This is a genomic window from Promicromonospora sp. NFX87, assembly GCF_048564965.1.
Taxonomy (GTDB): Bacteria; Actinomycetota; Actinomycetes; order Actinomycetales; family Cellulomonadaceae; genus Promicromonospora.
On sequence record NZ_CP183413.1, the window covers coordinates 3,107,149 to 3,118,494 of the forward strand.

The window sequence follows — 11,346 nt, forward strand, 5'->3', positions numbered from 1 at the left end:
TCACCACCTTGGTTCCGAACCTCGCGTGGCGGACGATCCGCACCTCGGACCTAGGGGTTGCTGAAGGGATGGGTGACGCCAGCTGCCACACCCCTCGGCCCGAACATCAGGTACACGAGTCAATGTGCGGGATTGCTGCGTTCACCACCTGTCAGGTCTGACAGCAATACCTCAGCTCACTAGGCAAGGTCGCAGGCCAAACCCGCCATACCGTCAGCCGCGCGCAGTCTGCCGACCAGCCTGACTCTTGTGTGGCTCATGAGCACCCGGACCACAGGTTCGGGCTCCTATTGGGACACCGAGCGCTGGCAGTGCTTCGCGAAGGCGCGCCTCTGACGTCGCCGACTCTGGATTCACCCAATGATCCAAGCCACGAACGCGGCCCCCGCTGTCGTCGCTGTGCTCGGCCGCCTTTCGGACAGATGCCGTCCCAGCAGGCATGGCAGTGTGGGTGGCTGGTCGTACCGTCTACGCCATGACGACGAGTGGATTGGCCCCCACCAGCGATGCGCTGCAACGGGCAGACACGGGTTCTTCGTTCGACCCAGTACTGATGCTCGCGAGTGCCTTGCAAGCGGTGCCTGGGTCGCACGCGGTTGTACTCGGGGCAGGTGTATCGATTGCGGCAGGCGTTCCCTCGGCTTGGGGTGTGCAGGAGGAGCTGATCCGTCGGATTGCTGCTGCGCGAGGCGACGAGGTACCGATTGCGCCGCACGACTGGTACCGAGACACCTATAGTGCGGACGCAACATACGAGGGGCTGCTGGAGGAGCTTGCTCCAACCCAGCATGAGCGGCAAGCGATCTTGCGGAGCTTCTTCGAGCCTGATCCCCGGGACGGAGATGCAGAGCCTCATGAGCCCAGCCAGGCCCATATAGCCCTGGCACGGCTGGCGAAGTCCGGTCACCTGCGGGTGTTCGTGACGCTGAATTTCGATCATCTGATGGAGCGCGCGTTGCGCGCGGCGGGTGTCGAGCCCACGGTGGTGCACAGCCTCGAGAGTCTGGAAGGTCTGGCACCACTGCATACGATTCGTTGCCTGGTGGTGCAACTGCACGGCGACTACCTGACCGCGACGGCCATGAGAAACACGGTGAGCGAGCTCGCCGAGTACGAGCCGGCCGTCGTCGACTTCCTCCAGCGGATGCTCCACGACCACGCACTGCTCATCGTCGGCTGGTCCGCACAGTATGACCGCGCCCTGAGAGAGCAAATCAGTCGCAGTCTGCTGGAGCGCTACACCTCCTACTGGGTAACACCGTCCACGCTCGGCCCGACGGCGGCCGAACTGGCAACTTCAAAGCGGGTCGTCCACGTCGCCGCGACCGCGGATGTGGCGCTTGCTCGCCTCGCAGATGCCGTCGACGCCCTCGATGCTCGTCGTGCTCGGCATCCGCTCACGCTGGCTGACGCCGTGGGAGCAGCCAAGCGAGAGATCGCGGGCCGTCCGGTGGCGATCGGTGTTCATGACCGGCTACGAACGTCACTGGCCGAGATCTGGGCTCATCCAGACTTGAATCTGATCGACTTCCAGCACAATGCAGAGCCGGTTGAGCAGGTCGAAGCCCGTGTCACAGAAGCGGCAATGACGGCTGCGGCCCTGATCGCTGCCACCAGCTACTGGGGCGACGCACGCACAGACTCTTGGTGGATGCCTGAGGTAGTTCGTTTCTCCACGGGCTTCCGAGGCGGTGGCAGTACGAGGCTGCTGGAACTGCCCCGTGTCGTCGGCACTGTTCTGTTCCATGCCGCGGGCGTGGCTGCCGTTGCAGCAGGCCGCTTCGAAACAGCTCGCGCATTGCTCACTGCACACGCCGCCCCCGACAACGGACCAAAGGACGCCTACCTGAACGTTTGCACGCGACAGCGGGATATGCGGCCAAGCCGTCGGTGGCGGTCTTGAATGCACTCAAGTCGGTCTTCGTCGAGAATCTTGCACTCGGTGAGCACACCTTCGAGGAGGCGTGGGAGCTGTTCGACCTCCTGGTCTTGATCGAAGGGGTAACAAGCAACGAGAGGTTCGAAAGACTCTCGGTGGATCACAGCGTTGCAGAACTAAAGCGCGCGGCCCTAGAGAAGAAGATTGCGACTGGCGACGCCGATCAGAGCGATCGAGAAGCGTTGCGTGTGGCGACAGAGTCCGAAGGACGAGCACTCGGCAGTATCGCCGACCTGATCTCGGCACAGGGTCACCACATCCGCGTAGGCCGGACCGATTTCCGGGCCAGCAGGGCCACCCGGGCAGAGGCGATTCTTGAGGAAATCGACCGCGACCGAGATCTCCACCCGCTGGTCGAGGCTGGGTTCGGTCTGGCCAGCTGGGAGAAGTTGCGCCGTGCACTTGCTGCGACCTCAGTGAGTGTTGGTCGGGCCGGTGAGAACGTAGCCTGGCAAAAGGTTGCCCCCCAAGGCGGCGGAATCGTCCCCGGTTATCTCTGGCTCGACTCCGGCGACACACCACGTCTTTGAGCGAGCTGCACATCTGCGAGGCGATTCGCAACTGGTGCATGAACGGGTCGCACCGGCCGTCGCACCCGCCTCGCCGACCACGTGCCTACGGCTAAATGTGCCGGAATTGCAGTGTTTACCACGTGTCAGATGTGACAGCAGTGCTCGGTACGCGTGAAAGCACGGACGACACGTCAGCCTCGACCCGTGTTGGCCGGCCAGGCGAACACCCTCAGCAGTGGCTGGGTGCGATGGGCTTGCTCGAGCGTGCATCGGTAGGCTCATAGCATGACGTCGACCAAGAGCATGGACAACCACGAGGCATCCATCTCCGGCATCATCTCGGCAGAGATCGGAGCTACCTGGAAGCAGCACGACGACAACAGCGCCGATGGCATGTATGACGTCGACCTCGAGTACCCCGACGGTCGCAAAGCGGCGCTCGAGATCAGCCGTGTCGCCGATACCGACTCCTTCCAGCTCGATGCATATTGCTCAAGTCCCAAACGTGTCGCAGGAGCAAGTGACTGGGCTGTTCAGGTTCCGGCAGGGCTCACGCTGGACGATTTGAAGCAGCGCGTCCCGGCCCTCATCGCAGAATGCGACCAGGCAGGTGTCGACAGGCCAGACGACCTGCAGGCGGTACAGAATTGGTACCCCGGCCCCACCAGTTCCCCATTGGCCAGTTGGTTCTACGCCGCGCGCAACGCTGGGCTCACCATGGGTCGTGTCGGACCGGCGAGGGACGCGCAAGCCCAGATCTTCTGGGCACGGGGCGCCGGAGGCGTAGCCAGCGTGAACCTCCGCGGTCTCGACGCATGGATAAACACCCAGGTCACTGAAGACTGGTTCACCTCGAACGTTAAGAAGCTCGAGCGTTCAGGCCTCACCGAACTGCATCTGGCAGTCACCCTCCATGACGTTGCGGTGCCCGAGGACCTGCTGATCAGCTTCATGAAGGCGACGACCGTCGACCAGACGTCCACACTCCAGGCCGGCGCTCTTACCGACCTTTGGCTCCTCACACCGTTCGCGCCAGTGTACGTTCGCTGGTCCTCGACGAGTGGCTGGCGAGTGCTCAACCGATCATAGGGAGAGACCAGTCCTCGCGGTCTAGGTCCTGCACCACGGCCGCTATAGCACGTCGGACGTTAGCCGTTAATTGCCGTTATCTCCCGTAGCGAGCAATCCGGACAGTGGAAGCCGGACGGACCGCTAGCTCGACCTCGCTCAAGCCTCGGCTGCAATCACCTCAGGCCTGGTCCTCCAAGGACTCCTCGTCGACCCTGGCGACCTGACATTTGTCGAGAAGGCGAGCCAGATAGCTGTATGTCGACAGCCGCTCCATTGCTTCCTGCTCTGAGAGTTCGTCAGGCATGTGGGTGGTGACATTGCGGATCGTCAGGTTGGCACCAGTGGCTAGCTGCACGAGCGCCTTCGCCATCGGTTCAAGCCCACCACGCATGCTCTTCGAGGTCTTCGCGTCAGGAGGACCCGGCCAGACCAGCTTGGGCTTGCCAGGCACCGGGTCGCCAGGAGAGAGCGTCTGCTGCCAGAAGACCGTGTCATCGACGTCATGCCTATCGAGCCGCTGCTTCCAGTGAATCGTCAGACCCTCAGCAGCTTCGCGCACCGCCACCCTCCGTTGGTGTGTCGTCCAATGCACCGCCGCAGCCGACCAGACCACTGGATGGAGCTGCGCAGGAGAGAAGGCCGGCAGGTCAGAGTCGGCCCTAGCCTCAGCATCGACGATCTTGGCCCGCAGCCGTCCTCTCACACTGGCTGCGGTTGCCCTGATGTCGCGAGGGCTCAACGGTGCCTTCGGACTCTGGACCAGCCACCAGTTCGAGATCGGATCGATAGTGCCTCTGCCCTGTACCGCGATGTAAGCGCCAGTCACAGCAACTGCGCTCGCCGCACGACCAGCGGTTTCAGCGACCACAAGTTCCAGTTTGCGGACCTCCGCGTCATCCTGACCGTCCTTCACCCAGGCCGTAGGGAAGATCCCGCGCGCAGAGAGATGATCCGATTCGACTTGGGTGCCCATCCATGCGTCGAAGGCAACCTCGAAGTCTCCCACTGCCTCAAGGAGACGCGAGAGATAGTCGACACCGTATTCAGCCATGTCCCATGATCACAGCTGCGTCTTCCACTTGACCGCAAAAGGAGCGGGTGAAGAACTCACGCCGCTCTCCCAGCCGCAAGTCGCCGTGAGAGGCGCGGGTGCGAAGTGGGCGCTAGGGGTGGGTGCGAACGCGCGAGCCCAGTGCTGTCGCCGCTCGCATACACACTTCCCTATTCTGGCCTCACCCCAACCCTCGTTCAGATAGTGATCACGTACGGTTTCGGTGGGAGGCAGGCGAAGCATGGACACTCAGCAGATGATCGATGCTCTCGATCACGTCGAGATTACGATCGACATCAGACGCACGCTCTTCGGGGGATCCGAAACCCTCGATCATCCAATGACATGGTTCGGGCAGGCCCTTGTCGAGCACGAAGCGATACCCCAGGATCTAAGCGTCCCGGCCGAAGTCTCCGGGTTCCGTATGAGCCGGGACTTCAACCTCCGCCACGCCCTCGATGCTCCATCCGTCGACACTGCGTGGTTCCTGCCGCTGCTCAACGACTCCGACGACCTACGCGACGAGCTCGAACTGGTCGAACCGTGGAGCGACCTGCTCCTCGTGGACCGCGGTTCAACCCTGCCTGACTGGCAGCATCTCGGTGGTGTCGGACGCTACCTGATCGGACTCATCTTGCGGGAGCTCACGGCAGGTGTCGGCGCCGTCGCGCTTCACGCCCACCCCTACCAGTACGCGTACTCGGGGGATGAGGAGACGATTCGAGCGGGCGAGGCGAAGCTTCTCGAGGTCTGGGGATCACTCGGGTTCATGAGGTTCCGTGACACCCAGATCATGACACTCGACCCGAACACCACGGCGCTCGACCAAGCGATCGAAGAGCTCCGCGAGTCAATCCGAGCCCGCGGCGGCCTTGCATCGTGACATCAGCCTTCAGAGCATCCCGTTGAAGGAATTCGGCGCCGGCGCCGTGCTCGTCGCAGACTTCGGCCTCGTGAAGGACTAGACCAAGGACTTCACTCGGGACTGCTGCACGAAAGGGTCACGCGGGCCGTCGCGCCGCCCCTCACCGACCACGGGCCAACGGGTCAATGTGCCGGAAGTGCAGGGTTAACCACGTTCGACTGCGCCCTGGGTTTGCGGGCGCAGCCGAACAACTCAGCTCACGTCAATTACACGGGGCCAGGGCGAACAAATTTCAACGGACCTGGCACCTGCCACCCGGGGCTACCTCACTTCTGGGCCTCGTCTCCGGACTGCCGGGCCGGCGAACCCGCTCGCGACAGTCCGGCAGCCCCGACAGCGGCGCTCAGGCCTCCGGCACGTAGAGCGACAGCGTGTGCGCGACCAACGCCGGCTTCTCGGAGCCCTCGATCTCCACGGTGACCTTGGCCGCGAGGCGTACACCGGTGGGCGCCGGGTCGGCGGAGAGGATCTCGGTGTGGGCCCGCACGCGCGAGCCGGCCGGCACCGGGGCGAGGAACCGCAGCCGGTCCAGGCCGTAGTTCATCACCATCGCGGCGCCGGAGACCGAGATGAGCGGCGCCGCCAGGTGCGACAGCAGCGACAGCGTGAGGTACCCGTGCGCGACGGTGGAGCCGAACGGCCCGGCGGCCGCCCGCTCGGCGTCGAGGTGGATCCACTGGTGGTCCTCGGTGGCGTCGGCGAACGCGCTGATCCGCTCCTGGGTGATCTCGAACCAGTCACCCGTGGCCGTCCGCCCCACGGCGTCCGCGAGCGCCGCCGGCGAGTCGACGGTGATGACGCCGCTCCCGTCGACGCTCATGCCTTCGGCCCGCCCGCCACGTACAGCACCTGGCCCGACACGAACCCGGACTGCTCCGCGCAGAAGAACGACACGGCGTTGGCGATGTCCTCGGGCTGACCCACACGACCGACGGGCACGTCCTTGGCCGCCACGCCCAGGTAGTCGGCCAGCGGCATGCCGATGCGCTCGGCCGTCTCGCGGATCATGTCGGTCTCGATCACCCCGGGGGCGACGGCGTTCGCGGTGACGCCGAACTTGCCGAGCTCGATCGCCAGGGTCTTGGTGAAGCCCTGCATGCCGGCCTTGGCGGCCGAGTAGTTGGCCTGGCCGCGGTTGCCGAGCGCCGAGGTCGAGGACAGGTTCACGATGCGCCCGAACTTGGCCTCCACCATGTGCGCCTGCACGGCCCGGGTCATGAGGAACGCGCCCCGCAGGTGCACCCCGAGCACGGAGTCCCAGTCGCCTACGGACATCTTGAACAGCAGGTTGTCACGCAGGATGCCGGCGTTGTTCACGAGCACGGTGGGCGCGCCGAGCTCGGCGGTGACGCGGGCGACGGCGTCCGCGACCGACTGCTCGTCGGCGACGTCGACACCCACGGCGAGCGCGCGGCCGCCGTCGGCCACGATGGCTTCCGCCGTGGCCTTGGCCTGCTCCTCCAGCAGGTCCAGGACGGCGACGGCGTAGCCGTCCTTCGCGAGCCGGCGGGCAGTGGCGGCGCCGATGCCGCGGGCCGCTCCGGTGACGATGGCAGTGCGGGTCATGAGGTGTTTCCTCTCGTTGCGAACGATGGCAGGTAAGCCAGGGATGACAGGTCAGAAGGTCACGAGCTGCCGCAGCGCCGCACCGGAGGCGAGGCGGTCGAGCGCGGCGGGCAGGTCGTCCAGGGTGATGCGGTCGGAGACGAGCCGGTCCAGGGGCAGCCGTCCGGCGCGCCACAGCTCGACGTAGCGCGGGATGTCGCGGCTGGGCACCGCCGATCCGAGGTAGGAGCCCACGACCGTGCGGGCCTCGGCGGTGAGGCTGAGCGGCGAGATGCTCGCCCGGGCGTCGGGGTGCGGCAGCCCCACCGTGACGGTGGTCCCGCCGGGCGCGGTGAGGGCGTACGCGGTCTCGAAGGCCCGGGCCGAGCCCGCGGCCTCGATCACGACCGGCGCACGCAGCCCCTGCTCGACGGCCTCCTGCGGCCCGACGGCGGCCACCGCACCCAGCTCGCGCGCCAGCTCCAGCTTGGCGGGCACGGCATCGACGCCGATCACCTCGTGCCCGAGCGCGACGGCCACCAGGAGCGCCGCCATGCCGACGCCGCCCAGGCCCACGACGGCCACGCGGTCCCCCGGCGTCGGCCGCCCGGCGTTCACGACGGCGCCGCCGCCGGTCAGGACCGCGCAGCCGAGCAGGGCGGCGACGTCGGGCGGGACGTCGTCGTCCACGGGCACCACCGAGGTCTCGGACACCACGGCGTGGGTCGCGAACGCGCTCACCCCGAGGTGGTGGTGCACCTCCTGGACCCCGCCGGCCGGGACCCCGCCGGCCGGGACGGAACGGCTCAGCCGCCGTCCGCCACCCACGAGCGTCCCGGCGCCGTTGGCCGCCGACCCCACGGAGCAGGGCAGGCGACCGTCGGTGGCGCACTCGGCACACTCCCCGCAGCGCGGCAGGAACGTCATGACCACCCGTTGCCCGACGGCGAGGCGCACACCCGCGCCGACACCCTCCACGATGCCCGCCGCCTCGTGGCCGAGCAGCATCGGCACCGGCCGCACGCGGTTGCCGTCCACGACCGACAGGTCGGAGTGGCACAGCCCGGCCACCTCGATCCGCACCAGGATCTCGCCGTCCTGCGGCGGGCCGAGCTCCAGCGGCCCGACCGTCACCGGCCGGGACTCCGCGTAGGGCGCGGGCGCGCCGCAGCGCTCCAGCACCGCACCGGTGATCCGCATCAAAGCCTCTCCAGCACCATCGCCATGCCCTGACCTCCGCCCACGCACATCGTCTCCAGACCGTACTGGCCTCCGGCGTCCGCGAGCGCGTTGATCAGGGTGGACGTGATGCGCGCCCCGGTCATCCCGAACGGGTGCCCGACGGCGATCGCGCCGCCGTTGACGTTCAGCCTCTCCTCGTCGACGCCGAGCTCGCGCGCCGAGGGGATCACCTGGGCGGCGAACGCCTCGTTGATCTCGACCCGGTCCATGTCGTCGACCGTGAGCCCGGCGCGGCGCAGCGCCTGCCGGCTGGCGTCGACGGGACCGAGGCCCATGATCTCGGGCGACAGCCCGCTGACCCCCGTGGACACGATGCGGGCCAGCGGCCGCAGGCCCAGCTCGTCCACGATCCGGTCCGAGACGATCACGAGAGCGGCGGCGCCGTCGTTCAGGGGGCAGGCGTTGCCCGCGGTGACGGTGCCGTCGGGGCGGAACACCGGCTCGAGCGTCGCGAGCGTCTCCACGGTGGTGCCGGCCCGGGGGCCGTCGTCGGCGGAGACCACCGTGCCGTCGGCGAGGGTGACCGGCGTGATGTCCCGGGCCCAGAATCCCGCCGCGATCCCTGCCTGCGCGCGCTGCTGGCTGCGGGCGGCGAACTCGTCCTGGTCCGCGCGCGTGACGTCGCGCAGGGCGGCGACGTTCTCCGCGGTCTGGCCCATGCTGATGTACGCGTCGGGCAGCACGCCCTCCAGGCGCGGGTCGGTCCACAGCCCGGTCCCCGACCCGGCGCGCTTCTCCGTGCGGGCCAGGGCGTCGGTGAACACCGGATTCTGCAGGTCCACGCCCGGGATGTAGTCGCTCGACCCGGTGGCGAACGAGCTCACGGACTCGACGCCCGCGGACACGAAGACGTCGCCCTCGCCCGCCTTGATGGCGTGGAACGCCATGCGCGTGGTCTGCAGGCTGGAGCTGCAGTAGCGCGTCACGGTCGCGCCGGGCACGGTGTCCCAGCCGCACAGCACCGCGACGATCCGGGCCATGTTCATGCCCTGCTTGCCGCCGGGCAGGCCGCAGCCGAGCAGCAGGTCGTCGATCCGACCCGGGTCCAGGCCCGGCACCTGTTCGACGGCGGCTGCGACCATCATGGCGGCGAGGTCGTCGGGGCGGACGTCCTTGAGCGACCCCTTGTGCGCGCGCCCGATGGGCGAGCGGGCGGTCGCGACGATGTAGGCCTCGGTCATAACTCCTCCTTGAGCTGTGCTGAGCCGTGGTGTGACGATACGGCGACGGTGCGACGGTAGAACAGCCCGGCTCAGACGAACGCCGCGTGGCCGGTGATCGCCCGGCCCACGATGAGCTGGTTCATGTCCTTGGTGCCCTCGAACGTGTACACGGCCTCGGCGTCGGCGAAGAACCGGGCCACGCCGTGGTCCAGCGTGATGCCGTTGCCGCCGCACGCCTCGCGGCACAGCGCGACGGTCTCCCGCATACGGGTGGTGACGAACGCCTTGGCCATCGCGGCGTGGGCGTCGGTCTGGGTGCCGTTGTCCTGGAGCTGGGCCACGCGCACGCACATGGCGAAGCCCGCGGTGACGTTCGCGTACGCGGTGGCGAGCTTGTCCTGGATGAGCTGGTAGCTCGCGATCGGGTTGCCGAACTGCTCGCGCTGCTTGGTGTACGCCACGGCGGCCTCATAGGCGCCGACCATGGTGCCGAGCGCCTGCCAGGAGACGCCGTCGCGGGTGATCCGGAGCACCTTGGCCAGGTCGCGGAAGTTGTTGATGTGCGCCAGGCGGTCGGCCTCGTGCACCTCTACGCCGTCGAGCACGATGTCCGCGTTCTGCACGATGCGCAGCGACTGCTTGCGCTCGATCTTGGTGGCCGTGAAGCCCGGCGTGCCCTTGCGCACCAGGAAGCCCTTGACCTGGTCGTCGGCGGTGTCCTTGGCCCAGATGACGACGACGTCGGCGAACGTCGCGTTGCCGATCCAGCGCTTGGCGCCGTTCAGCACCCAGGTGTCGCCCGTGCGGGTGGCGGTGGTGCGCAGGCCCTTGGCGGTGTCGGAGCCGGCCAGCGGCTCGGTGAGCCCGAACGCGCCGATGAGGTCGCCGCTCGCCATGGGCGGGAGCCACTTCTCACGCTGCTCGGCGGAGCCGCCGACGCCGATCGACGTCATCGCCAGGCCGCCGGACACCCCGATGAAGGTGCAGAACGACGAGTCCACGCGGGCCGTCTCCATGCCGACCCAGCCGCGGAAGACGGCGGAGGTCTCCTCGCCCTGCGTCTCGGCCCAGCCCGACCCGATGGTGCCGAGCTGCGCGTAGGGCTTGAACAGGTGCACGGGGCACTCGGCGCGCTCCCAGTAGTCGTCGGCGATGGGGCGCACCTCGCGCTCCATGAACTCGCGGACGGCCAGCGCCTTCTTCTGCTCGGCCGGGGTGAGCAGGTCCTGGAACGAGTAGAAGTCGGCCTCCAGGATGTCCGTGCGGGGCGACTCGGGTACGAGCGTCATCGGTCCTCCGATCGTCGTCGATCTGGTTGGTCGGTACTGGTCACGGCACTGGCGGTCAGCACCGACCGACCAGTCGGTGTCCAGTATGCATCAATCACGAAAATGTTGCACCCCTTCCCCTGAGCCGCGCTACGCTGCCGATATGGGCTATCGACACCCCTTCCCCCTGCGCTGGAACGACAACGACCAGTACGGGCACATGAACAACGCCGTCTACTACGTGGCCATGGACACGGCGGTGAACACGTGGCTCATCCGGCAGGCCGGCATGGACCCCGCGGGCGACGTGATCGGGCTCGCCCGGGCGTCGTCGTGCGAGTTCCTGGCGCCGGTGTCGTTCCCGGACGAGATAGAGGTCGACGTCGCCGTCGGGCGCCTCGGGCGGACGTCGCTCACCTGGGACCTGGCGATCCTCCGCGCGGGCGCGCCCGACCGCGGCGAGCCGTACGCGACGGGCAGCTTCACGCACGTGTTCGTCGACCAGACGGCCCGCCGCCCGGTCCCGGTCCCGGTCGGAATCCGCGAGGCGGTCGCGGAACACCTGCCCCCGCTGGCGCGATAGTCCGCCGTGATCAAGCGGTTGCGCCTGGAGAACACCGGGTTTCCAGG

General features: G+C 67.5%; 11 protein-coding genes. 5 read left to right on the forward strand and 6 right to left on the reverse strand.

What is annotated here, in order from left to right; translation table 11 throughout:
• Positions 1 to 475: 475 nt before the first annotated feature.
• From ACNYC2_RS13930 to ACNYC2_RS13940, 3 genes are all read left to right on the forward strand, one after another.
• On the forward strand, positions 476 to 1,903 hold the full coding sequence (locus tag ACNYC2_RS13930; RefSeq protein WP_419707592.1) for an SIR2 family protein: 1,428 nt from the start codon (positions 476 to 478) through the stop codon (positions 1,901 to 1,903).
• Positions 1,900 to 2,469 carry a hypothetical protein gene (locus tag ACNYC2_RS13935; protein WP_419707593.1) on the forward strand — a complete coding sequence of 190 codons (570 nt, stop codon included), beginning with the start codon at positions 1,900 to 1,902 and terminating at the stop codon, positions 2,467 to 2,469. Before ACNYC2_RS13930 ends, ACNYC2_RS13935 begins: the two co-directional genes overlap by 4 nt.
• Positions 2,470 to 2,736: 267 nt before the next feature.
• The gene (locus ACNYC2_RS13940; RefSeq protein WP_419707594.1) at positions 2,737 to 3,540 is read left to right on the forward strand and encodes a hypothetical protein; all 804 of its coding nucleotides are present in this window, start codon (positions 2,737 to 2,739) and stop codon (positions 3,538 to 3,540) included.
• 160 nt (positions 3,541 to 3,700) lie between these two features.
• Here the strand turns inward: ACNYC2_RS13940 and ACNYC2_RS13945 are convergent, their stop codons facing one another.
• Entirely contained in the window at positions 3,701 to 4,573 is an 873-nt protein-coding gene (locus tag ACNYC2_RS13945) for a TIGR02391 family protein (RefSeq protein ID WP_419707595.1), read from the reverse strand.
• A 256-nt stretch (positions 4,574 to 4,829) separates the two neighbouring features.
• Between ACNYC2_RS13945 and ACNYC2_RS13950 the strand changes: the two genes are divergently transcribed.
• Positions 4,830 to 5,456 carry a hypothetical protein gene (locus ACNYC2_RS13950; RefSeq protein WP_419707596.1) on the forward strand — a complete coding sequence of 209 codons (627 nt, stop codon included), beginning with the start codon at positions 4,830 to 4,832 and terminating at the stop codon, positions 5,454 to 5,456.
• Positions 5,457 to 5,841: 385 nt separating this feature from the next.
• Here the strand turns inward: ACNYC2_RS13950 and ACNYC2_RS13955 are convergent, their stop codons facing one another.
• The 5 genes from ACNYC2_RS13955 to ACNYC2_RS13975 all read right to left on the reverse strand — a co-directional run bounded on the left by ACNYC2_RS13955 (position 5,842) and on the right by ACNYC2_RS13975 (position 10,737).
• On the reverse strand, positions 5,842 to 6,318 hold the full coding sequence (locus ACNYC2_RS13955) for a MaoC family dehydratase (protein ID WP_419707597.1): 477 nt from the start codon (positions 6,316 to 6,318) through the stop codon (positions 5,842 to 5,844).
• The gene (gene fabG, locus ACNYC2_RS13960) at positions 6,315 to 7,064 is read right to left on the reverse strand and encodes a 3-oxoacyl-ACP reductase FabG (RefSeq protein ID WP_419707598.1); all 750 of its coding nucleotides are present in this window, start codon (positions 7,062 to 7,064) and stop codon (positions 6,315 to 6,317) included. Before fabG ends, ACNYC2_RS13955 begins: the two co-directional genes overlap by 4 nt.
• A gap of 51 nt (positions 7,065 to 7,115) precedes the next feature.
• Positions 7,116 to 8,243, reverse strand: a complete 1,128-nt coding sequence (locus ACNYC2_RS13965) for a zinc-binding dehydrogenase (protein WP_419707599.1) — start codon at positions 8,241 to 8,243, stop codon at positions 7,116 to 7,118.
• Positions 8,243 to 9,466: an acetyl-CoA C-acetyltransferase gene (locus ACNYC2_RS13970; RefSeq protein ID WP_419707600.1), complete on the reverse strand. Its 1,224-nt coding sequence runs from the start codon at positions 9,464 to 9,466 to the stop codon at positions 8,243 to 8,245. Before ACNYC2_RS13970 ends, ACNYC2_RS13965 begins: the two co-directional genes overlap by 1 nt.
• Before the next feature lie 71 nt (positions 9,467 to 9,537).
• A complete protein-coding gene (locus tag ACNYC2_RS13975) occupies positions 9,538 to 10,737 on the reverse strand; it encodes an acyl-CoA dehydrogenase family protein (RefSeq protein ID WP_419707601.1) in 1,200 nt (399 codons plus the stop codon).
• Between the two features lie 142 nt (positions 10,738 to 10,879).
• Between ACNYC2_RS13975 and ACNYC2_RS13980 the strand changes: the two genes are divergently transcribed.
• Complete coding sequence (locus ACNYC2_RS13980; RefSeq protein WP_419707602.1) at positions 10,880 to 11,299, forward strand: acyl-CoA thioesterase; 420 nt, start codon at positions 10,880 to 10,882, stop codon at positions 11,297 to 11,299.
• The last annotated feature ends 47 nt before the right edge of the window (positions 11,300 to 11,346 follow it).